This window comes from Martinezella lusitana, assembly GCF_900094565.1.
Classification (GTDB): Bacteria; Pseudomonadota; Alphaproteobacteria; order Rhizobiales; family Rhizobiaceae; genus Rhizobium; species Rhizobium lusitanum.
Map to the genome: position 1 here is coordinate 554,330 of NZ_FMAF01000001.1, position 22,724 is coordinate 577,053.

Annotated in this window: 20 protein-coding genes; 8 read left to right on the forward strand and 12 right to left on the reverse strand. The window is 61.7% G+C overall.

What is annotated here, in order from left to right; genetic code table 11:
- Nucleotides 1–227: 227 nt before the first annotated feature.
- Nucleotides 228–1,037: an IclR family transcriptional regulator gene (locus tag GA0061101_RS02655; RefSeq protein WP_052212580.1), complete on the reverse strand. Its 810-nt coding sequence runs from the start codon at nt 1,035–1,037 to the stop codon at nt 228–230.
- 135 nt (nt 1,038–1,172) lie between these two features.
- Here GA0061101_RS02655 and GA0061101_RS02660 point away from each other — a divergent pair, with 135 nt between their 5' ends.
- The 5 genes from GA0061101_RS02660 (at nt 1,173) to GA0061101_RS02680 (ending at nt 5,400) form a co-directional block, all read left to right on the forward strand.
- Nucleotides 1,173–1,943: an SDR family NAD(P)-dependent oxidoreductase gene (locus GA0061101_RS02660; protein ID WP_037198495.1), complete on the forward strand. Its 771-nt coding sequence runs from the start codon at nt 1,173–1,175 to the stop codon at nt 1,941–1,943.
- Nucleotides 1,944–1,965: 22 nt separating this feature from the next.
- Entirely contained in the window at nt 1,966–2,898 is a 933-nt protein-coding gene (locus tag GA0061101_RS02665; RefSeq protein WP_092572958.1) for a 2-dehydro-3-deoxygalactonokinase, read from the forward strand.
- Complete coding sequence (locus tag GA0061101_RS02670) at nt 2,898–3,533, forward strand: 2-dehydro-3-deoxy-6-phosphogalactonate aldolase (RefSeq protein ID WP_092572959.1); 636 nt, start codon at nt 2,898–2,900, stop codon at nt 3,531–3,533. The genes GA0061101_RS02665 and GA0061101_RS02670 overlap by 1 nt, the downstream gene beginning before the upstream one ends.
- A gap of 3 nt (nt 3,534–3,536) precedes the next feature.
- Nucleotides 3,537–4,427 (forward strand): SMP-30/gluconolactonase/LRE family protein, encoded by an 891-nt coding sequence (locus GA0061101_RS02675; RefSeq protein ID WP_037198491.1) that lies wholly within the window; start codon nt 3,537–3,539, stop codon nt 4,425–4,427.
- A gap of 355 nt (nt 4,428–4,782) precedes the next feature.
- A complete protein-coding gene (locus tag GA0061101_RS02680) occupies nt 4,783–5,400 on the forward strand; it encodes a PRC-barrel domain-containing protein (protein ID WP_092572960.1) in 618 nt (205 codons plus the stop codon).
- A 69-nt stretch (nt 5,401–5,469) separates the two neighbouring features.
- Here GA0061101_RS02680 and GA0061101_RS02685 read toward each other — a convergent pair whose 3' ends face one another.
- Both GA0061101_RS02685 and GA0061101_RS02690 read right to left on the reverse strand, forming a co-directional pair.
- A complete protein-coding gene (locus tag GA0061101_RS02685) occupies nt 5,470–6,825 on the reverse strand; it encodes a putative bifunctional diguanylate cyclase/phosphodiesterase (RefSeq protein WP_047560850.1) in 1,356 nt (451 codons plus the stop codon).
- Between the two features lie 125 nt (nt 6,826–6,950).
- A complete protein-coding gene (locus GA0061101_RS02690; protein ID WP_092572961.1) occupies nt 6,951–8,687 on the reverse strand; it encodes a response regulator in 1,737 nt (578 codons plus the stop codon).
- A 346-nt stretch (nt 8,688–9,033) separates the two neighbouring features.
- On the opposite strand from GA0061101_RS02690, the gene mutL reads away from it, so the two are divergent.
- Nucleotides 9,034–10,866 carry a DNA mismatch repair endonuclease MutL gene (gene mutL / locus GA0061101_RS02695; RefSeq protein WP_092573024.1) on the forward strand — a complete coding sequence of 611 codons (1,833 nt, stop codon included), beginning with the start codon at nt 9,034–9,036 and terminating at the stop codon, nt 10,864–10,866.
- Nucleotides 10,867–10,949: 83 nt separating this feature from the next.
- Nucleotides 10,950–11,180, forward strand: coding sequence for a DUF2093 domain-containing protein (locus GA0061101_RS02700; RefSeq protein WP_047560846.1), 231 nt, complete (start codon nt 10,950–10,952; stop codon nt 11,178–11,180).
- 137 nt (nt 11,181–11,317) lie between these two features.
- Here GA0061101_RS02700 and lpxK read toward each other — a convergent pair whose 3' ends face one another.
- From lpxK to GA0061101_RS02730, 6 genes are all read right to left on the reverse strand, one after another.
- Nucleotides 11,318–12,367, reverse strand: a complete 1,050-nt coding sequence (lpxK, locus tag GA0061101_RS02705; protein ID WP_047640425.1) for a tetraacyldisaccharide 4'-kinase — start codon at nt 12,365–12,367, stop codon at nt 11,318–11,320.
- Between the two features lie 84 nt (nt 12,368–12,451).
- The gene (locus tag GA0061101_RS02710) at nt 12,452–13,183 is read right to left on the reverse strand and encodes an HAD family hydrolase (protein ID WP_092572962.1); all 732 of its coding nucleotides are present in this window, start codon (nt 13,181–13,183) and stop codon (nt 12,452–12,454) included.
- A 12-nt stretch (nt 13,184–13,195) separates the two neighbouring features.
- Nucleotides 13,196–14,515 (reverse strand): lipid IV(A) 3-deoxy-D-manno-octulosonic acid transferase, encoded by a 1,320-nt coding sequence (gene waaA, locus GA0061101_RS02715; RefSeq protein ID WP_092572963.1) that lies wholly within the window; start codon nt 14,513–14,515, stop codon nt 13,196–13,198.
- 180 nt (nt 14,516–14,695) lie between these two features.
- The gene (locus GA0061101_RS02720; RefSeq protein WP_037200836.1) at nt 14,696–14,941 is read right to left on the reverse strand and encodes a DUF4170 domain-containing protein; all 246 of its coding nucleotides are present in this window, start codon (nt 14,939–14,941) and stop codon (nt 14,696–14,698) included.
- A 61-nt stretch (nt 14,942–15,002) separates the two neighbouring features.
- Nucleotides 15,003–15,812 carry a 3'(2'),5'-bisphosphate nucleotidase CysQ gene (locus GA0061101_RS02725; protein WP_037200835.1) on the reverse strand — a complete coding sequence of 270 codons (810 nt, stop codon included), beginning with the start codon at nt 15,810–15,812 and terminating at the stop codon, nt 15,003–15,005.
- Nucleotides 15,813–15,839: 27 nt separating this feature from the next.
- Complete coding sequence (locus GA0061101_RS02730; protein ID WP_047560920.1) at nt 15,840–17,192, reverse strand: TldD/PmbA family protein; 1,353 nt, start codon at nt 17,190–17,192, stop codon at nt 15,840–15,842.
- A gap of 150 nt (nt 17,193–17,342) precedes the next feature.
- On the opposite strand from GA0061101_RS02730, the gene GA0061101_RS02735 reads away from it, so the two are divergent.
- On the forward strand, nt 17,343–19,163 hold the full coding sequence (locus tag GA0061101_RS02735; RefSeq protein WP_037200834.1) for a monovalent cation:proton antiporter-2 (CPA2) family protein: 1,821 nt from the start codon (nt 17,343–17,345) through the stop codon (nt 19,161–19,163).
- Between the two features lie 34 nt (nt 19,164–19,197).
- Here the strand turns inward: GA0061101_RS02735 and GA0061101_RS02740 are convergent, their stop codons facing one another.
- The 3 genes from GA0061101_RS02740 to GA0061101_RS02750 are packed head-to-tail and all read right to left on the reverse strand — an operon-like array spanning nt 19,198 to nt 22,719.
- Nucleotides 19,198–20,064 carry a patatin-like phospholipase family protein gene (locus tag GA0061101_RS02740; RefSeq protein WP_092572964.1) on the reverse strand — a complete coding sequence of 289 codons (867 nt, stop codon included), beginning with the start codon at nt 20,062–20,064 and terminating at the stop codon, nt 19,198–19,200.
- 18 nt (nt 20,065–20,082) lie between these two features.
- Nucleotides 20,083–20,649: a 16S rRNA (guanine(966)-N(2))-methyltransferase RsmD gene (gene rsmD / locus GA0061101_RS02745; RefSeq protein ID WP_047560834.1), complete on the reverse strand. Its 567-nt coding sequence runs from the start codon at nt 20,647–20,649 to the stop codon at nt 20,083–20,085.
- Between the two features lie 6 nt (nt 20,650–20,655).
- On the reverse strand, nt 20,656–22,719 hold the full coding sequence (locus tag GA0061101_RS02750; protein WP_092572965.1) for a pseudouridine synthase: 2,064 nt from the start codon (nt 22,717–22,719) through the stop codon (nt 20,656–20,658).
- Nucleotides 22,720–22,724 lie beyond the last annotated feature (5 nt).

A 22,724-nucleotide genomic window follows, 5' to 3' on the forward strand; every position in this document is an offset into this window, starting at 1 on the left:
TATAATTTTCTCAGGATCTCGCTCGCGTCAACGCTCGTTACTACGATGTCCGGTCGTCATTTCACCAAACCCCTTCGCGCGCCCAGTAGTCACGCGAGGGATAATGGCAGTTCTTGCGCGCTTCTCAACAAGCAAATTCAAGACAAGCATGCAATTTTGCTAAGATCCAGCGCCTGAAGCATTAATTCGATATAATTCAGCGGTCCCTTGAGGAAAACATGTCGGAGCTATCGCTTCGGACCCAGCCGGTTGCGCATGTCCGTCATGATCGAATCGGCGGCGGCCACCACCAGGGGCGCCCATTGCTGCAATTTCTGCGATGTCACGCGATAGGCCGGACCGGTCACCGAGACGCCCGCCAGCATACCGCCATCATCTGCGCGGATCGGTGCGGCAACGCAGCATATGCCGCTCTCGTGCTCCTCGCGATCGAATGCATAGCCGCGCACCCTGATCTCCACGATATCGGCAAGCAACCGCGCGGCATTGCGATGAGTATGCGCGGTGTAGGCTCGAAACTCGAGAGCGGCAATCCGCCCAGCGAGATCGAGATCGTCCAGTGCGGAGAGCGCCGCCTTGCCAACCCCCGTGCAATAGGCCGGCGAGGCATTGCCGATCTGGGAATACATGCGCACGGACTGTCGGCCTTCGACCTTGTCGAGATAGATGACCTCGGAGCCGCGCAAGACACCGAGATGCACGGTTTCGCCGGTCAATTCCTGCAAGTGGCGCAAATGCGGTTCGGCCACGGCGCGGAATTCGTTGCGCGCCCAGCTGCGCGAGGCAAGGTTCAGAAGCCTGATCCCGAGACGATAGCGCCCGTCGCGATCGACCTCCAAAAGTCCTTCCTCGACGAGGTGCGACAATTGCCGATGTAGCGTACCACGCGGCTGATCGGACAATGAGAGGATGTCGGTAAAACGCATCGGACCATCGGCAAGCGCCACATGGTCGACCAGCGCCATGAGCTTTCCAAGCGTGCCGGTTTCGCGGCCACGGCGGGTATCCCCTTTTTCGCCATCCGAATTCAGACCCATGCGCCCTTCATTTATCGCTGGCACTGCCGCCGCATCCTTGACACGATGGAAGGGTAATCCGATAATTCCACATAGTCAAATTTCGTTCCAAATAATGGAACTAGAGATTTCATCGATCCTGGGAGGGAAGAAACCTTGACCGAGACGCAGGCACAATTTCCCGATCTGAAGGATCGAACCGTGCTGATCACCGGCGGCGGCTCCGGCATCGGCGCGGCACTCGTCGAAGGTTTTGCCCGGCAGGGCGCGAAAGTCGCCTTCATCGATATTGCCGAAGAGCCGAGCAAGGCGCTTGCCGCCAAGCTCTCGGCACAGTCGGCCCATCCTGTCGTCTTCTATCACGCCGATCTGCGCGATGTCGGCGCCATCAGGAACACGGTCGCAGCGGTCGAATCCGATCTCGGCGCGATCCGCGTGCTTGTCAACAACGCGGCCTGGGACGACCGGCACGATATCGACACGACCACCGAGGAATATTGGGACAACAACCAGGCGATCAACCTCAAGCAGGTCTTCTTCGTATCGCAGGCGGCGGCCCCCGGCATGCGGGCGGCCGGTGGCGGCGCGATCATCAACTTCTCCTCGATCGTCTTCAGGATGAACCCACCGGCGCTTTCCTCCTACGCAACTGCGAAATCCGGCATTATCGGGCTCACCAAGAGCTTCGCGGGCCGCCTCGGCCCGGAAAACATCCGCGTCAACGCCGTTTTGCCCGGCATGATCGTGACGGAGAGACAGCTTGAGCTCTGGCTGACGGAGGAAGGCATGGCCAAAACCGTCGAACGGCAATGCCTCAAGCATGTGCTGAAGGCCGCCGATCTTGTGGGGCCAGTGCTTTTCCTCGCCTCGGACTGCTCAGGCAGCATCACCGCGCAAGCCATTACCGTCGATGGCGGCATTTTCTAGTGAAGAATCGGAGCATTTTCTTATGACGAAACCCGCATATGTCGCGGTGGACTGGGGCACCAGCAGTTTTCGGCTATGGCTGATCGGCCAGGATGGCAGTATTCTGGGGGAGCGGCGCAGCGGCGAAGGCATGACCACGGCGGCCCAGACAGGCTTTGCAGGGGTATTGCAGGCACACCTGGATGCACTCTCGGCGCCGGCAGATATTCCCGCGATCGTCTGCGGCATGGCTGGCGCACGCCAGGGCTGGGTGGAAGCCGGTTACATCGACACGCCGACATCGCTTGCCGCCATTCTCACCGGCGCGGTCGCCGTCCCCGGACAGTCGCGCGATGTTCGTATCCTGCCGGGTCTAGCGCAACGCAGCAGGCAAGCGCCTGACGTCATGCGCGGCGAGGAAACGCAGTTGCTCGGCGCGATCGCCGCCGATACAAAGGGCGAGCAGCTCGTCTGCATGCCGGGGACGCATTCGAAATGGGTGCGCGTGGTCGACGGCCAGGTGATGGGTTTCTCGACCTTCATGACCGGCGAACTCTTTGACGTCATCACCAAGCACAGCATCCTGTCGCATGCCGTTGCCGGCAGCGCCAACATGCCCACCGATACCGGGGCCTTCGAAGCCGCGCTCAAGGCTGCTTTCGACAAGCCGGCGCTCGCTACCAATCTGCTGTTCACCGCCCGCTCCGGCCAGCTTCTGCACGGACTGACGGCTGCCGGCGCTCAGGCGTTGATATCAGGCACGCTGATCGGCGCCGAGATTGCCGGCGCTTTGGCTTCCGCCGGACAGGGAGCATCCATCATGCTCGTCGCTTCCGGACGCCTGCAGGCTCTCTACGAGGATGCATTCCGCACCCTATCTCTCTCCCACAAGACCATCGATGCCGATGCCGCCGTCCGTCGCGGACTTTCCGCGGCGGCGGAAGCGATCTGGCTCAAGAACGAAAGCAAAAGCTGATGACGACCCGCATTCCCTTCCCTCCCATGAAGCGCCCGCTCATTGCCATTCTTCGCGGCATCAAGCCGGAGGAAACGGCCGATATCGTCGGCGCTCTGATCGAGACCGGCTTCACCGCCATCGAGATCCCGTTGAACTCGCCCGAACCTTTCCGCTCGATCAAAATCGCCGCCAAGATGGCGCCTGCCGACTGCCTGATCGGAGCCGGCACCGTGCTGACCATCGAGGACGTCGACAGACTGGATGGCGCCGGCGGCAAGCTGCTTGTCACGCCGAATGTCGAGCCTGCGATCATCAGCCGCGCCCGCGACAAGGGCATGGTGACAATGCCCGGCGTGTTCACCGCCACGGAGGCGCTTTCCGCGGCAAGGGCCGGCGCCACGGGTCTCAAATTTTTCCCGGCGGGTGTGCTCGGCGCTTCCGGCATTACCGCTATCCGTGCCGTTTTGCCACCGGAGCTTGTTATCGCTGCCGTCGGCGGCGTTTCGGACAAGAATTTCGCGGATTACACCAAGGCCGGCATTCTCGCTTTCGGTCTCGGCACCAGCCTCTACAAGCCGGGAATGACGGCGGAGGAGGTTGCCGAACGCGCCAAGGCAACCATCTATGCCTATGACGAAGCCATAGGAGCCTGATCTATGACCGATATTCATGATTTTCAGGGCAATATTCTCTGCAATACTTCATCTGTCCTGGGCGAAGGCCCAACCTACGATCCCGATACGGACACGGTCTGGTGGTTCAACATCCTCGGGAAGGAATTGCACGAGCTGCATCTGCCGACCGGCAAGAAGCAGGTTCACGAGCTGCCGATGATGGCGAGCGTGCTCGCCCGCGTCGACGCAGAGCGGCAGATGATCGCCACCGAAGAGGGGCTATTCCTGCGTGACATCGCCAGCGGCGAGCTGAGCTTCTATGCGGCGATCGAAGCCGACAAGCCTGAGAACCGTTCCAATGACGGGCGTACGCATGTCTCCGGATCCCTATGGATCGGCACCATGGGCAAGCGCGCCGAGATGCAGGCGGGCGCCATCTATCATGTGGCAGCCGGCGGCAAGGTCACCAAGATCTTCGACCAGATCAGCATTCCGAATTCGATCTGCTTTTCGCCCGATGGCACGATCGGCTATTTCACCGATACCCGCGTCAGCCAGCTCATGCGCGTGCTGGTCGATCCGGAGACCGGGCTTCCGGCAGGTGAACCGATTGTGATGGTCGACAGCATGGAGGACCCAGGCGGTCTTGATGGCTCGGTCTGCGATGCCGACGGCTATATCTGGAATGCGCGCTGGGGTTCCGGCTTCGTCGACAAGTACAGCCCGGACGGCCTGCGTATCGAGCGCTATCGCGTGCCCGCGATGCAGCCCTCCTGCCCCGCCTTCATCGGCAAGAACGCCGATCGGCTGGCGGTGACGACCGCCTGGGAAGGGCTTGATGACGAAGCTCGCTCCATGCAGCCGCAGGCCGGTGCGCTTCTGGAACTTGGCGCGACGGTCAGGGGCGTTTTCGATCCGCGATACAAGCTTTGAACGAAGGCCACCTTCGCGCGTTGCGGGTGCGAAGGTGGTGCCCGCGATGCGAATTAGCGCCGTAACAGATCAAGCCCCGCGCCGCCACAGATGAGCGGGCACGATCCTTCATCACCACTCCGCTCAATCTTCCAGGTTGTTTTTGATCTTCATAACAAATTGTTTTTTCACAATATTCTCTCGGTCTGTCGCTCCAACAAATTTTCTTTCTGCAACTTTTGACGGAACCAAAGCCTCCGTGAACCATTAGCCTCTACGACCGGTACGATGATGGTCGGCAAAACAAAGGCTCCACTCGTACTGGTATGCATGCGCTTCTTAAAGCATGCCCATCAGAATGAAAGGTAGGTTCACGATGACTGGGAAACTCTTCACTTCCGTCGCCGCAGGCGCAATCTTTGCCACTGCATCCGTTCTTTCACCGATGGCTTTCGCGCAGTCGCAGCAACCGTCGACCGGCAGCAGCGGCGCACCGTTGTCGCAGAAGGCTCCGGCCACACCCGACACAACGAAGCCGGATAGCGCGGCTCCGCAGACCAAGGCACAGGCTCCCGCCGCCATGACCGGCACGGAACAAGCCGGTAATCTGACCGAACAGTCGGCAGACCAGATCAGTGCCAAGACCTATATGGGTCAGTCTGTCTATAACGGTAAGAACGAAAGCATCGGCAGCATCAACGATCTGATCCTGCAGAAGCAGGGCGGTGTTGTCGCCGCGATCGTCGGCGTCGGCGGCTTCCTTGGCATGGGCCAGAAGAACGTCGCAGTCCCGTTCGACAAGATCAGTGCCACCCAGAATGCTCAGGATGGCACCATCAAGCTGACGACGACCGAAACGGCTGAGTCATTGAAGGCTGCGCCGGAGTTCAAGACGCTTGCGATGCAAGCTTCCGACAAGGCCGCAAGTTCGGCTGGAACGTCGACAATGCCGGCAACGGACAACACGACGACATCGTCGACCACCAACAAGTAACCCAGGTGGTCAGATAGACGGACAAGCGGCGGCCCTCAGGGGCCGCCTTTTTTTGGATTATTTTTCAGCCTATGCGATCTCGCGCTCGCTGGCGGCTTCGAAATAGTGGGTCTGCAGATAGCGAAGTGTGGCGACGCTATCCACGGGCTTGCCGAAATAATAGCCCTGCCCCATGGCACAGCCCAACGCCTTCAACTTTGCGGCTTCCGCATGTTCTTCGATGCCTTCGGCGACCACGCGCAGCTCCAGCCCTTCACACATGGCAAGAACCGCCTTGATGATATGTTCGGAGGCTCTGTCCGAATTCATGCGCGAAACGAAGGCGCGATCGATCTTCACCTTGTCGAAGATGAATTCGCGCAAGCGGCCGAGGCTGGATTGCCCGGTGCCGAAATCGTCAAGGGAGATACGCACGCCCACTGCCCTGAGATCGGCAATGATGCGATGCGCCGTGTCGGCCGAACTCATGACCGCCGTTTCGGTGATTTCGAGCTCCAGGCGATGCGGGTCCAGGCCGACGCGGGCGAGAATGGCAAGGACGCTGCTGCTGGTGCCGGGGTCCATCAACTGCGCCGAGGACAGATTGAAGGACAGAAAAAGCTCGCGTGGCCACGAGAGCGCCGCCTCGGCAGCCTTTCGCAAAAGGGCCTCGGATAATGCGTCGATAAAGCCGCGCTCCTCGGCCAGCGGCACGAAGACGGCAGGTGAGACGAAGCCGAGATCGGGATCGTTCCAGCGAGCCAGGGCCTCGAAACCGAGAACCATATTATTGGCGAGCGAAACGATCGGCTGGAAATGCACATCGATGACATCCGAAATGATGGCATTGCGCAGCGCCTGCTCGAGCTGCGTCGCGCGCTTCATCTCCTGTGCGATCTCCTTGGAATAGACGGTGATCTGGCCACGGCCGCGACGTTTGGAGCGATAAAGCGCGGTCTCGGCATTCTTGAGGAGATCGTCGAATTCATCGCCGGCGAAGGGATGGATGGCAAAGCCGAAGGAGGCGGAAAGCCGAACGTTGCGGTCGCCGAGATCATACGGCGCCGACAGCACTTCGCGGATCATCTGGCCGAATTTTTCGGCGCCAACGCGTTCGAAGACCAGCGGCAGGACAAAAGCGAATTCGTCGCCGTCATGGCGGGTCACCGTCGCACCGTCCGGAATGCACGCCTTGAGGCGATGCGCAACCTGGCAGAGAATTTCATCGCCGGCTTCGACGCCGAAAAGATCATTGATCGGCTTGAAGGCATCCAGATTGGCGATGCCGATGGTGAAGGGGGCGGGATCGCTGGCGCGCTCAAGCGAAAGCTGTCGCGTGCGCTCGCGCATGCGATGACGATTGCCCAATCCGGTCAGCGGATCGGTATATGCTGTTGCCTGCAATTCCTGACTGACTGGCCCAAGCGGTATTTCAGCCGATTTCATATTCGATTCCGACGTTTTCTCCACCCTGGAAAAAGCATGAGGGCTAAGTCTTAACAAAGGATGGCAGGGTGATACTCATTCGATGTGAGCGATAACTTGCCGTCGGCGCTATACCATTGCGATACTTATCTGTTTTTTGCTTTAGCGGCGCTGCACAGGTGCTTCTGGAATACGGTCTCGATAATATCAGGGCTGACGGGCTTCAGGATGACGTCATCCATGCCAGCCTCCCCGCATTCCTTGCGATCGCGCTCGAAAGCCTGGGGCAGCACCCCGATGATCGGCGTATGCGATCCGCTGCCCTTTTCCGCGCCACGGATCAGGCGCGCCGCCTCGAAGCCGTTGAGGCCCGGCAGCGAAATATCCATAAGGATCAGTTCGGGGCGGTGCTCGCTCCACATTCGCGCTGCCTCATCGCCGCTCGCAGCAATTGCATAGCTGTACCCGAGGCCTTCGAGAATCTGTGAAAAGACGATCTGATTTATATCATTGTCTTCGGCGACGAGGATCTGGATGCTGCGGCTTTCACCGGCGGCGACCCGCCATTCCTGACCTATCCCCGGCTCGGCAATGTCCCCGAGCTCGCCGCGTATATTCCGGTTGAAATGACGTGCGATCAGGAATGTGAGCTCGGTGGAGAGTTGCGAACCATCGAGGGAGAGAGCGGAGACGTTCTGCCGCTCGGCCAGTTCGATGCCGCGCTTGCCGAGCTGGTTGTCGACGATCACAAGATCGATCTTGACGCCGTGCGCGCTTGCCACATCGAGAAACGCCGCCTCTTCGTTCTCATTATGAACGACACATGCCTCGAAGCCGTAATTCCCGAGCGTTTTCAGCGCGGCCGTCTCTGCGGCAAAATCGGCCGTGACGACCAGAATCCTGCGGCCACTGAAATTCTCCGGGACGAAGGTCTCCATGGCAGCCGGACGGCGCGAAATGGTTTGTAAAGCAGCCATGGGAACATAGGCGCGCCGATAGGACCGGTCGTTGTTCTCCCTGATCTGGGAAGCATGGGCGAATTCCTCGAAATCGCCTCCGTCCTTCGGCAGATCCTGCATGGTGCCCACGAGGAAGTAACGGCCGGGTTTGCCGACGCGCTGCTTGCGCGTGACGATATCGCGCACGACGCCGTCTCGGGCAATCTGACGCTGCCGCGAGATCGACATCTCGCCGGTCTCGATGACATGCCGGTCACTCTCATGAAAGCGATTGGCAAGATCGGTGGAGAAGAGATCGGTGCCCCTGCGACCCAGCACCTCGTCGGCCACCGCCTGGTATTTATCGCAGAACGCCCTGTTGACAGCGACATAGACCATGTTCTGGTCCTTGACGAAAAGCGGGAACGGCAGGTTGTCGAGGATGTCCTCAGTAAGCTGCACGCGCTCCATGTCGACGCGCCACTGCTCCTCGCGTTTCTTCACTTCGGAAATATCGGAGACGATGCAGACGCCAATGCCAGACGGTAGTCGGCGCTTGATGATGCGAACCCAGCGCTCATCCGAAAAGTGTTCGGTCGTCTCAAACCGCTCGCGCCAGTGCGAGGCGATGCGCTGCGAGATCCAGTTTTCACGGTTGGCCGAAGACTTGGCCTGGCCGCGGTCCCGAGTCCGTATGCCCGTGTCGAACACGGCGCCCAGGAAGTCGCGCAGTCGCGTCGAGGGTCGCAGGAATTCAGGTTGGATCGGAAAGAAGTTCAGGACCTGGCGGCTGGCGAACAACAGCAGATCGTTCTTGTCGTAGGCGAAGAGGGCGCTGGACAGTCCGTCACAGAGGGCGTCAAAGAGCATTGTCTGCAGATTGCCGCCGGAAAGCGCATCTTCAGTCATGATTGCCAAGGCTGCCTTTTCAATTCCGGCAGTCATTCGTCCGATCCCTACACCCAACCAGTTTCACAGCACGAAAAATCGACAGAGCGGCACTCACTCTGCAAGGCAAATTTATGAAAATATCATGCTGGCCTTGCCACTTGAAACAGATGGAACCTGGCTCATGAGAGTTGACGGCCACCAACCTGCCATCAAGAGCCTCCAGCGTGCACGAAGCGCGCCACCTGTAGTCATTTCAAGCTTCTTGTCACGCAACCTGTCATCATTCCCTTAAACATTGATTAAATTTCTTAACAAAGCCCCTGGATGGAAACGGGTGGATGATGACACGAGCGCCGCCTTTCCTCTTTTCACACTGCCGCGAATCCACGAGAATGAAGCCATGGCCATCAAGCAACTTTCCGAAACACTGATCAACCAGATCGCCGCGGGCGAAGTCATCGAGCGGCCGGCAAGTGCTGCCAAGGAGCTGATCGAGAACGCGATCGATGCCGGCGCAACGCGCATCGAAATCGCCACGGCAGGCGGCGGCAAGGCGCTGCTGAGGGTAAGCGACAACGGCTCCGGAATGGAAGAGGCAGACCTCGAACTCGCGGTCAGGCGCCACTGCACGTCGAAAATCTCGGATACGCTGGAGGATATTCGCACGCTCGGCTTTCGCGGCGAGGCCCTGCCCTCCATCGCTTCCGTGGCAAGGCTGTCGATCGCCAGCCGCAGGACGGGTGCGGCCGGCGGCACGGAGATTGCTGTTGCCGGCGGAAAGGTATTGCATCTGCGCCCGGCGGCGGCCAATCCCGGCACGATCGTCGAGGTGCGTGACCTGTTCTTTGCGACGCCGGCGCGCCTCAAATTCCTGAAGACCGAGAGGGCGGAAGCGGCTGCCATCACCGAGGTCGTCAAGCGCATGGCGATCGCCTTCCCACAGGTGCGTTTCGTGCTGTCGGGCAGCGACCGTTCGACGCTCGAATTTCCCGCGACCGGTAACGATCATCTCGCGCGCATGGCGCAAGTGCTCGGCGCGGATTTCAAGGATAACGCCATCGCGCTCGACGCCATGCGCGAGGATGTGGGCCTCACCGGCTTTGCCGGCGTTCCCACATTCAATCGCGGCAACTCGGCACACCAATATGCCTTCGTCAACGGCAGGCCAGTTCAGGACAAGCTGATCCTGTCGGCGATCCGCGGCGCCTATGCCGAAACCATTCCCTCCGGCCGCTACCCCGTCGCCGTCCTCTCGCTGACGGTCGACCCGGCGCTTGTGGACGTCAATGTGCATCCGGCGAAATCGGATGTGCGCTTCCGCGATCCCGGCCTCGTGCGCGGCCTCATCGTCGGCGCGATCCGCGAGGCATTGGTGCGGGAGGGCGATCGTGCCGCAACGACGGGGGCGGATGGCATGCTGCGCGCTTTCACCGCCGGCCGCTCGGGCTTCCAGCCGGGATGGCGGCCATCGCCCGCGGCCGCTCCTTGGACGCCAGAAACATCGCCATCACGCCCTCATGAGAGGACCGCGACAGCCGGAGGATACGGTTTCACGGAAAGGTCTCAGGCTGCCTTCGACGGGCTTGCCATGCCCACTGCCCGCGCCGAGGCTGCTCAGCCGATAGAGCCGGTGCGTGCCGAAGAACCGTCCCGCTTTCCGCTGGGCGCTGCCCGCGCCCAGCTGCACGAGAATTATATCGTCGCGCAGACCGAAAACGGCCTCGTCATCGTCGATCAGCATGCGGCGCATGAGCGGCTGGTATTCGAAGCGATGCGCAAGGCCCTGCATTCGAAGCGGCTATCCTCGCAGGTCCTGCTGATCCCCGAGATCGTCGACCTGCCGGAAGAGGATTGCGACCGGCTGATGGTGTTCGCCGAAGAGCTTGGCGAGCTTGGCCTTGCCGTCGAGCGCTTCGGTCCTGGCGCAATTGCCGTGCGGGAGACGCCGGCCATGCTTGGCGAGGTCGATGCGCAAGGGCTTATCCGGCAGTTGGCCGATGAGATCGCCGAGTGGGACACCGCCTCCGGGCTTGCCGCGAAGCTGGAATATGTGGCCGCGACCATGGCCTGCCACGGTTCGGTACGCTCAGGGCGGCGGCTGCGGCCGGCGGAGATGAACGCGCTGCTGCGCCAGATGGAAGCGACGCCGGGCTCGGGCCAGTGCAACCACGGCCGGCCGACCTATATAGAGCTGAAGCTCTCGGACATCGAACGGCTCTTCGGGCGCAGCTGAAGACGCCCCGTTTCGAAAGGACTGGAAAAGTCCCGTCCGGCGCGGTATGGCAAACAGGTGACAGAGATCGAGGACGGCATCAGATGAATCTTTTCGAAGGACATGGGAACCGCGAGGCGAAAGTTCGCTACCTCGACGGCGACTTCCAGATCCTGATGCCGGGCTCGTACGTCATCTGCGCCATGACCGGCCAGCGCATTGCGCTCGATGAGCTGCGCTACTGGAGCGTTGCCCGGCAGGAACCCTATGCTGATGTGATGTCCTCGCTGGAGGCCGAAAAGCGGGCCGGCGCGCTTCCCAACCAGAAACGCTGAATATCTTGGCTTTTGCCTGACACGGGCCGGCAGCTTTAGAGCAATTTCAGGAAAAGTGCGTAGCGGTTTTCCGTCCGGAATTGCGCAACAACAATAAGCCAGAGCGGTCAGGCGATTCCGTGAAGCGCGCAACCGCTCTAGCCGCTTTTGCCGGTCCTTCCTTCCCGTAAGCGCCGTTCGCGAGCCGTCGCGATCGCCCTGTCGATGATCAGCTTCGGCGCCTGCGGATCGTCGAAAACCATATCGATCTCGATGACGCGGCAACGCTCAAGCAGCTCGTCGGCGCGGCCGTGATGACCGATCAGGCGAACGTAATCCTTTGATGTCGTGACGATCTGGAGGCCTTCGCGCGCTGCGATATCGAGAATATCTGCAACCTCGTCCTCGCCCGGATGCTCATGATCTCCGAAAGTGCGGCGGATGGCGATATTCGCCCCGAGCGTCTCGACCGTGCGGAAAAATTTGCCGGGGTCGGCGATACCGGCGAAAGCGAGCACATTGCGGCCGCGCAGATCCTCCTGGCCGCGCACCTTGACGGAGGCGGCGAAGAAAGGTTTTCCGGCCCGCGCGGCAAGCCGAACGATGCGATCGGCGGCATTGCCATCGCCGACCTTCAACAAAGCGGATGCATAGAGAAGCTGCGTGCGCAGCGGCGCGCGCACCGGACCGCCAGGAACGAGATGGCCATTGCCGATGCCTCTGCCGGCATCGATCACCACCAATGCATAATCGATTGCTAGCTGCGCGCTCTGGAAACCGTCATCCATGATGATGAGATCCGCGCCTTCACGCACAAGCCGCTCCGCGCCCTCGGCACGGCGACGGGCAATCACCGTCAGCGCCTCGCGGGCAAGCAGCAGCGGCTCATCGCCGACAGCCGTGGCATGGTGATGCTCGGGATCGACCACTGTTGTAACATCGAGAGAGCCGCCATAGCCCCGGCTGAGGAACCCGGGCTTCATGCCCTTGGCTTTCGCAGCCTGAGCCAGAGCGAGCGCCGTCGGCGTCTTGCCGGCTCCGCCGACCGTGAAGTTGCCGACGCAAATGACCGGCACCGGCACGGAGGCTCGTTTGCCGTTCACCATGCGGTGTCCGGCAATGCGACCATAGAGGAAGGAAAAGGGTGAGAGCCCCCAGGCGCGCCAATCCGGTTTTCGCCACCAGAAAGGTGGTGCTTCCGATACCATATTTCTAATCCAGCCTCGCCCCTGCGCCTTCAGCAAAGCGGCAGAAAAGGGCAGATCGGGTGAAAAAGCAAGCCTTTGGCAAGATCACGCCAATTGAGCAACCGGCATGAGCAGGCTCTCCAGTTCGGTAATGTCGTTGAGGCAATAGTCGGATGCGGCTGTCAGCGTCTCGCGCGAGCCGGTTCCCGTCAGCACGCCGACGGTCAGCCCCACGCCGGCGTTGCGCCCCATGTGAAGATCGTGATTGTTGTCGCCGACGACAGCGACCTGTACTGGCGAAAGACCGGTTGCCGCATAGAAGCCGAGCACCATGCCCGGCTCCGGCTTGGTGCCGAAACCGCTGTCGTAGCCGGCGATGTAATCGAGATAGTCGATGAAACCGAAGCGGCGGGCGGTCTGGCGAATGGAGCGCTCGTTATCGCTGGAGGCGACCCCGAGCTTATAGCCCCGTTCATGCAACCGACGGAAGAAGCCGGCGAGATCGGTGACGGGCGAGGAAAAATCCGCCGCATGCGCAAAGAGCGCATCAAGCTTTTCTATCAGCTCCGATAGGTCCATCTTCGAGCCGGCCGCCACAAGACCTTCGGAAATCTGGCGCGTGTTGCCGGCCGCCAGCAGACTGTCCGGCACGATATGGCCTGTCTTGGGATCCATGCCGCATGCGGAAAGCAGATGATCCGCGAGGACGGCATCGTCATGCGCGGCAATTCGGGCAAGCTCGCGATTGACCGGCAACCAGCTCGCGTCATAGTCGAGCAGCGTGCCGTCCTTGTCGAAAAGAAGCCCCGCAATCGCTCCCAGCTTGACCGCCGCCATGCCGTTCCTTTCCTAGCCGTTCGCCATCGTCTTCGGCAGCAGCCGCGCCTTCACCGTAAGCGGATTGATATAGGGCTCGAGCCCCTTGATCGTTGCTGCCAGGGCGCCGCGCATCTCATGCACGGCCACGAAACCGGCATCGATCATGCCGCGCCGCGCCGTGTCGTTGGTCAGCAAATAATGAACGCCGCGAGCCAGCATCTCGGTGTCGCGCACCATGCGGGCACTGCCGCGACGGGCAAGCACCTGATAGGCATCGCGGAAATTCTGGACATGGCCGCCGGTCAGGATCGCGCAGCCGAGCATGGCCGGCTCCAGTGGATTCTGGCCGCCCTCGTTTAACAGCGATTTGCCCATGAAGGCAACTTCGGTCATGCGCAGATAAAGGCCCATCTCGCCGATCGTATCGCCAAGGAAAACATCCACGTCGGATGACAATATATCGTTGCGAGTGCGGCGCGCCACCTTCAGCCCCTGTTCCACGAGCATCGCCTCGATCGCATCGCAGCGCTCGGGATGGCGTGGCACGATAATGGTGAGCTGGCCGTTATGCTCCTTCAGCATCTTGTGGACGGAGGCTGCAGCGGCCTCCTCGCCCTCGAAAGTCGAAACCGCAGCCCAGGTCTTGCGGCCGCCGATCTGCTTCATGTAGCCGGCAAGCGTTGGCGCATCGTAGGACGGCGCGTCGGTATCCACCTTGAGATTGCCCGATCTGGTCACCTGCACGGCGCCGAGATCGCGGAAGCGTTCTCCATCGAGATCGGACTGGGCAACGACCAAAGCGAGATTTTCGAACAGCGCTTCGGCAAGCGAGGGATGCTTGCTCCAGCGGGCGTAGGAGCGGTCCGACATGCGGGCATTGACGAGGATCTGCGGAATGCGCCGGCGACCAAGCTCGGTGATGGTGGTCGGCCAGATCTCGGATTCGGCGAAAATCGCGCAATCGGGCTGCCAATAATCGAGGAAACGTCGTATCGCCGGCTTCAGATCGAGAGGCACATATTGATGGATGACCTCCTCGCCGAGACGCTCATGCGCCACCTTCGCCGAGGTGATCGTGCCGGTCGTCAGAATGACGTGAATGTCGCGACGACGGATTTCGCGGATCAGCGGGATGACCGCCGAGGTCTCGCCGACGCTTGCAGCATGGAACCAGATCAGCGGCCCTTGCGGGCGATTGGCGCTCGCATAGCCGGAACGCTCCAGTTTGCGGGAACCATCTTCCTTACCCTTCGCGGCACGAACCGCAAGGTAAGGCCCGATGAACGGATAGACAGCGATCCCGCCAAAACGATAGGCGCTCAAGGCAAAGCGCGCCCTGAGGCTGCTCATCTCGATCGACTCCTATCCCAGCTGATCATCATCGATGCCAAATCCCAATTATCAAACGGCCGAATAAACGGCCGATTTTTCGTTCTTATTGTGTCAAAGATACTGTTTCACAGCCGGATTTAAAGCGATAACGCCTCATCGGAGGGAAATATCAAATGCAAATTTCGGTATGAAACGACCTCAAGATCCCGCTTTTTCCTGCGGATCGAGCAGACGATGCAAATGGACGATGAAATAACGCATATGGGCGTTGTCGACAGTTTGCTGCGCCTTGGATTTCCACGCCGTCAATGCACTCGCATAATCGGGATACATGCCGACGATATCGAGTTCGTTGAGGTTGCGGAACTGGACCTCTTCGAGGTTTTCCAATTCACCACCGAAGACTAGGTGCAGGAGCTGCTTTTTGCCGCTGGTATCAGTCATTTTCGTCTCTTTCTACTGTCGTCCCCCTCCGCCCTTCATCTGCGGGATTTTGACCAAAAGGTCAACTGTCTCGTCGGTGCGAAAGTTGACGGAGAAATTCAGGAAGCTGCGATGCCGGCGCGCCGCAAAGCTCGTCATGCGATACTTCGGCGCGATTGTAGCGCAGCGCATTGCCGGAGAGATCGACGAGCGCGCCGCCGGCCCGCTCCAGAATAAGGTCGGCGGCTGCCAGATCCCAGTCGTGGGAATTGCGCTTGACGAGCGTTGCTTCCAGGCGGCCGTCCGCAACCATGGCAAGGCGATAGGCAAGCGAGGGGATGTGTTTCACCCGTTCGACCGTCTTGCGGAAATCCGGATCGAAGCCCGTGAGCATATCTTCGCCCGTCGCAAGCCGATGAGGATCGTCGCCCAACCTTTGCGAGACATGGATCGGTTTGCCGTTCTTCGACGCCTCGCCTCCGGCTGTAGCCACGAACAGCTCATCCAGGGACGGCGCGTACAGAACCCCCGCCACCGGGCGACCATCCGTGACGACGGCAACGCTGACGCACCACAAGTCCGATCCGGCGAGGAAGCCCCTGGTGCCGTCGATCGGATCGACGACGAAGACGGTTTGATGCGACAGCCGATCGGCGTCGTCATCGGTCTCCTCCGAGAGCCAGCCATAGCCGGGGCGCGCCGAACGCAGGATAGCGGCAAGGCTTTCATTGGCGGCAAAATCGGCGGCGCTCACCGGAGAGAGGCCACCATTCTTCCACCAGACCTCCGGCGATTGCCGGAAGAAACCGAGAGCGATCCTACCTGCCTCGAGCGCGGCCTCGACAATCAAGTCCACATCGCTCAGCCGGCCGGCCTTCTGGCTATCGCTCATTCACAGGTTCCAATCTCTACTTACTCCTCAGCGTCCGGCCAGCGTCATGCCTTCGATGGCGAGCGTCGGGGCGGCGACGCCGAAATCGCGGTCGATGTCGTTGGCCTGCGTCACGCGCATGAACATGTCCTTCAGATTGGAGGCGATCGTCACCTCCGAAACCGGGAAGGTCAACTCCCCGTTCTCGATCCAGAAGCCTGTGGCGCCGCGGCTGTACTCGCCGGTGATCATGTTGACGCCCTGACCGATAAGTTCGGTGACGTAGAAACCTGTTCCGACACTGCGGATCAGCTCCTCCGGGGATATATCGCCCGGTTCCAGCGCCAGATTGGTGGAGGACGGGGATACCGCCGTGCCGCCGCGAACGCCGCGGCCGTTGGTCTTGAGACCACCGCCGATCTCGCGCGCAGCTGACGTGGAAAGGAACCAGGATTTCAGCACGCCATCCTCGATCATGACCAGCCGCTTGCCGGAGACGCCCTCGCCGTCGAAGGGCCGAGAAGCCGGGCCGCGCACGATCAGCGGATCGTCCGTGATCGAAAGCCCGGCCTTCAAGACCTGCTGGCCCATCTTGTCACGCAGGAAGCTGGTCTTGCGGGCAACGGAGGCGCCGTTGATCGCGCCGGCGATATGGCCGACGAAGCCGCGCGCGACGCGCGGATCGAACACGACGGTGACGTTCTTATCCGTGGGAACCTGGCGCGGATTGATGCGCTTGACGACACGATCGCCAGCGCGGCGCCCGATCTCCTCGGCCGTGTCCAGCTCGGCGAAATAGAGGCGGCTGTCGAAATCGTAGTCGCGTTCCATGCCGGTGCCTTCACCGGCAATGACGCTGACGGAGCGGCCGAAGCGCGATCCCATATAGTGGCCGGCAAAGCCATGTGAGGTGACGAGAACCAGGCCGCCCATGCCGGCGGACGCAGACCCACCCACGGAATTGCTGACGCCGGGCACGGCGAGCGCCGCCGCTTCGGTCGCAAGCGCTGCTTCCCGCAATTCGGCGGAGGAAACCTCTGTGGGATCGAAGAGTTCGAGATCGGGGTAGCTCTTGGCAAGGTCGCCTTCGTCGGCAAGGCAGGCGAACGGATCTTCCGGCGACACCTTTGCCATTGCCACGGCACGCTCGGCAAGCGCCTGCAGATCGAAACCGGGATTGGCGGAAACGCTGGCGACACGGTTGCCGACGAAGACCCTCAGCGAGAAATCATCGCTTTCGGAGGACTCGGTGCCCTCCACCTGGCCGAGGCGAACGCTGACGGACTGGGCTCGCGATCGCACGACGACGGCATCGGCCGCATCCGCCCCGGCTTTCCGGGCAAGGTCGATCAACTGGCTGGCACGGGAAAGCAGAGCGGCGGAATCGATTTCTGAAGACATGATTTGGCCTTTCATTCGCGTTCCATTTATTGTGCACTACATAAAGCATCAAGGGCGGCCGAGCCGATTCTTGTTCTAATCTCTTCACGCATGGCTGTTTATCGCAGTCATGTGTTGCAACACCGCCTGCCCTACGGAAAGAAACAGACGATGTCCGCCCCCAATAGCCTTTTCACCGAAACCCTGATGCTGCTCGGAGGCGCCGTCGTCACGGCGCCGATTTTCAAGAAACTGGGGCTGGGCACAGTGCTTGGCTATCTGGCAGCCGGCGTGGTGATCGGCCCGATCCTGCACGGCATCGGCGACAGCGAAGCGGTGCTCGCCGTCGCGGAGCTGGGTGTCGTCTTCCTGTTGTTCATCATCGGCCTCGAACTGAAGCCGTCTCGGCTTTGGCAGATGCGGCGCGATATTTTCGGTCTCGGCTCCGCGCAGGTGATCCTCAGCGGACTGGCGCTGACGCTCGCCGCCTATCTCGCCAATATTGCCGGCTGGCAGGGCAGCATCATCATCGGCTTCGGCCTCGCCCTCTCCTCTACGGCCTTCGCGATGCAGATCCTGGAGCAGCAGGGCGACGTCAACACGAAGTACGGCCAGCGCTCCTTCTCCATGCTGCTCCTGCAGGATCTGGCGATCGTGCCGCTTCTGGCGCTCGTCACCGTTCTCGACGGGCCGAAGGAGGCCACCAATCCCCTGCCTGACCTGGCGGTCGCCGTCGGCGCGGTGGCGGCGATGATCATCGCCGGTCGCTATCTGCTGACGCCGCTGTTCCAGGTGATCGCCCGCACCGGCGCGCGCGAGGCGATGATTGCCGCTGCCCTCCTGGTGGTCATGGGATCGGCGACCTTGATGCAGCTTGCCGGCCTCTCCATGGCAATGGGCGCTTTTCTCTCCGGCGTGATGCTGGCCGAATCCTCCTACCGTCATGAGCTGGAGGCGGATATCGAGCCCTTCCGCGGCGTGCTGCTCGCCATTTTCTTCATCGCGGTGGGCCTGTCGCTGAAACTCGACGTGATCGTCGACAACTGGGTGCTGATCCTGCTTGCCGTCCCCGTCGTCATGATCGTCAAGGCAATCGTGATTTACGCGCTCTGCCGTGTGGCCGGCTCGCCGCATAACGACGCCGTCCGCATCGCCGGTCTGCTGCCGCAAGGCGGCGAATTCGGCTTCGTGCTGTTCAGCGCGGCCAGCGCCAGCGGCGGCCTCTTCTCGGCCAGCACCGCATCGATGTTGATCGCCATCGTCACGTTGTCCATGGCACTGACGCCGCTCAGCGCGGCGCTTTCGAAACGCCTGATAACGGCGGACACGCAGGAGGAATTGGACGAGGATTTCGAGGGCGCCGGTTCCGATGTGCTGATGATCGGCTTTTCGCGTTTCGGCCAGATCGCCGCGCAGATCCTGCTCGCCAGCGGCCGGGACGTCACCGTAATCGACTTTTCCGCCGATCGTATCCGCCAGGCGTCGAGCTTCGGTTTCCGCATCTATTTTGGCGACGGCACCCGCAAGGAGGTGCTGCGCTCCGCCGGGATCGATCGCGCCAAGATCGTCGTCGTCAGCACGCATCTGCGCGAGGTTACTGATAAGATCGTCGAGCTCGTCCAGACGGACTATCCGCATGCGAGCCTCTTCGTCCGCTCCTATGACCGCATTCATTCGATCGAACTGCGCCACAAGGGCGTGGATTACGAGCTGCGCGAGACGTTGGAATCCGGTCTGCTCTTCGGCCGCCGCACGCTGGAGGCCCTCGGCGTCAGCGAAGCCGAAGCCTATGAGATCGGCGAGGATATCCGCAAGCGCGACGAGCAGCGGCTCGTGCTGCAGGTGAGCGAGGGGCTGCAGGCGGGTACCGACATGCTCTATTCACGTCCTGTCAAGCCCGAACCGCTGGTCAAGCCGAAGCGCGCGGCCGAAGCGTATAGCGACGCTGACGATCTCGTGGCGCTGCCGCAGGAGGAGCCGGAGCGGGCTTAGTATCTTTTGACAGGATGTTGGTTCGGAATAGCGCCTAATTCTTCGCTGTCATCACCCGGTCGAGGGCGAATTTCAGCTCGTCCTTGACGCCGGCCGACATCGCGAGAATCTCGCGCGCCTTCAGGAAGTCAAGCACACCGGTGCGGCCGACGGCCGGCCGCAGGAAGATTTGCGGTGCCTGCAGGCGCAGTTTCAAGGCGATGTTGGACTGCATGGTCAGCTGGCCGGCACCGAACAGGCTTTCGATGCGGTTCGGAATATGCCTGCCATTGCCTTCCGGGCCGCCGACGACGTCGATGCCGATGATGATATCGGCAAGCCCGGCCAGATGCTCATAAGGAACGGGGTTCATGATGCCGCCGTCGATCATCACCCGTTCGCCGAGTTTGACCGGCATGAAAACGGCAGGGATGGCAGCGGATGCGGCGAGCACCGGAAAAAGTTCGCCCTTTTCGATCACCACCTCGGCCTGCTCGTAATAATCCGTCGTCACCACTTTCAGCGGTATGTGCAAATCCGCAAAATTCTCAGGAAAGGTGGTCGGCAGGAAAGTGCGCAGGATGCGTTCGAGATTGAACTGACCGAAGCGGATGCTGCGCATGTTTACCGGCCGCAAACTCCAGATCTTATTGAGCACGGCGGGGCGATTGCCGACCGTTGCGAGGGTATGATCGCGGATTTCGGCGCCGCTCATGCCAACCGCCATGGCAGCGCCCATGATCGAGCCGATGGAAGCCCCGGCGATCGCAACGGGGCGAATGCCGAGTTCGTCCAGCGCCTCGATGATATGGATGTGGGCGAGACCCCGCGCGCCGCCACAGCCGAAGGCAACCGCCACGCTCGGCGTGCTGGAGACAGCAAGCGTATAGTCGCTGCCGACGAAATCAGCGTAGTCGCCCATCTTTCTCTCCTTCCCCCGTCAGGCCGCCTGTGGCTGATAACGGAAGAAATGCATCTTGCTGTCGCCGAAGGTCCGCTCCTCCAGAAACAGGAAATCCGACGGGACGGCAATCGTCACGTCTGCCCGCTCTTCGAGGATAGCCAGGGCGCCCGGCACGAGCCAGCCGCCAGCTGCGGCGGCCGCAAAGGCCTTCTCGCCCATCCCCTTGCCATAGGGTGGATCGGCGAAGAGAAGATCGAAAGGTTCGAGGTTACCGACGCTGCCGAGATCCGTCGCATCGCGCCTCAGCATGCGCGTGCGGCCGTGAAGGCCAAGCGCATCGATATTTTCCCAGAGCAAGCCACGGCCCTCGACACTGCTTTCGACGAAAAGCACATGGCGGCAGCCACGGGATGCCGCTTCCAGCCCGACTGCGCCGGTGCCGGCGAAAATATCCATCATCCGCGTGCCGTCGATGGCTTCGGGATAGGCGTGGCTCAGAATATTGAACAGGCTCTCGCGCGTGCGATCCGCCGTCGGACGAATATCGTTCGACTTCGGCGTTGCAAGAGAGCGACCGCGAAACTCACCGCCGACGATCCTCACCGCGCGTCAACCCTTTCCGCCCTTGGGGCCGCCCCTACCAGGGCCGCCACGGCTCGGGCCGCTGCGACTTGGGCCACTGCGAGTTGGGCCACCGGACGGACGGCCCGCGCCGCCGGGCTTGCCTGAGAAACCGCGCGAACCGCCAGGCTTTCCAGCCGGCTTGCCGCCGAAGGATTTGCCGCCGCCCGGCTTTTTGCCGAAGGGCTTGCCGGCCGGCCGGTCACCGAAAGAACGTTCGCCCTGCGGGCGATCACCAGCGGGCCGGTCGCCACGCGGCGGACGATCCCCAAATGGACGATCGCCGCGAGGACGTTCGGAACGCTGCTCGCCATCGAACGATCTTGCGCGCGGACGTTCCTCGCCCTCGGCGCGGGGCCGGCGGTCGTCACGGGGACGGTCGCTGAATGGCCTATCGCCACGGGGCTTGTCACCATAAGGGCGAGCACCGCGCGGCTTGTCGCCAAAGGGACGGTCGCCACGCGGCGGGCGATCCCCGACCGGGCGCTCACTACGGGGACGCTCGGAGCGGGCTTCGCCCTGGAAAGATTTCGCGCGGGGACGGTCACTACCCTCCGGCCGCGAGCCACGTTCGCCGCGGGGACGATCGCTGAACGTCCGCTCGCCACGGGGCTTGTCGCCAAAGGGACGGTCACCACGGGGCTTATCGCCGAAAGGACGGTCGCCACGGGGGCGATCTGAGCGCTTGCGATCGGAGCCTTCGTCATCGCCGCGCGACTTGCGCGGTGCTTCCTCGCTCGAACGGATCCATTCACCATCCGCCTCGTCGACGCGATTGACGCGAACGCGGGGGCCTTCGTCCGGACGGTCGAAACCGCTGCGTTGCGGACGCTCTGGCTCGCCGCGCTTGGCGGCGGTTCTGGTATTCTTGGCAGCTTTCGCAGCAGCCTTTTCGCCGAGCGGACGGGCGCCGGGCGCCATCCAGACATTGGCGCTGCGGCGCGACCCGAGCGGCTGGCGCTTCGGGCGGTCATCCTCCTTGCGGCCGCCTTCGCGGCGTCCCTCGTCGCGACGATCGTCGCGCTTGGTGTCGAGGCGGCTCAAGGCGCGCTCGCGCTTGTCCTCGGGACGCTCGCGGTCACGCCTCGGGCGCTCTTCCTTTGCGGCGTGTGCTGCCGGCTTAGCCTCGGCCTCATCCTCGCCGGCAACCGCTGGGGCATTGTAGAGCGGCGCATCGAAATTCGCCTTGGCGTCTTCGACCAGACGCGGGCCGAGCTGATCGCGCAGCGTGCGGCCGCGCACTTCCAATACACGACCCTCCGGCAGATCGCCAAGCTGGAACGGGCCGTAGGAAATGCGGATCAGACGGTTGACCTCGAGGCCGAGCGCGCCGAGCACGTTCTTGATTTCGCGGTTCTTGCCTTCGCGCAGGCCCATGGTGATCCAGACGTTGGATCCTTGCGTGCGGTCGAGCGTCGCCTCGATCGAGCCGTAGAGCACGCCGTCGACGGCGATGCCTTCCTTCAGCTTGTCGAGCGCGTCCTGATCGATCTCACCATGGGCGCGCACGCGGTAGCGACGCAGCCAGCCGGTGGTCGGCAGTTCCAGCACGCGGGCGAGCCCGCCGTCGTTGGTCAACAGCAGCAGGCCTTCGGTGTTGATGTCGAGACGGCCGATCGACATGACGCGTGGCAGTTCTTCGGGCAGGTTGTCGAAGACCGTCGGGCGGCCTTCCGGATCGGCATTGGTGGTCACCAGACCGGCCGGCTTATGGTAGAGCCACATGCGCGTGCGCTCGATGCCGCGGATCGGCATGCCGTCCACTTCGATCTTGTCCGTGAGGGTCACGTTGACGACCGGCGTATCCAGCAGCACGCCGTTCAGCCTGACGCGGCCGTCCATGATCATGCGCTCGATGTCGCGGCGCGAGGCCACGCCGGCGCGCGCCATCACCTTGGAAATGCGTTCCGCCTTTCCGTCTCCGGCTACTGTCTCATCCGTAGCGCGGGCTACCGCGGCCTTTACCGGCTTCGCGCCATCGCGCTTTATCGTCTGCTTGTCGCCAGCAAAGGGTTTAGACCCAGGCCGCTTGGGCTTGTCATTCATTGTCATTTGTT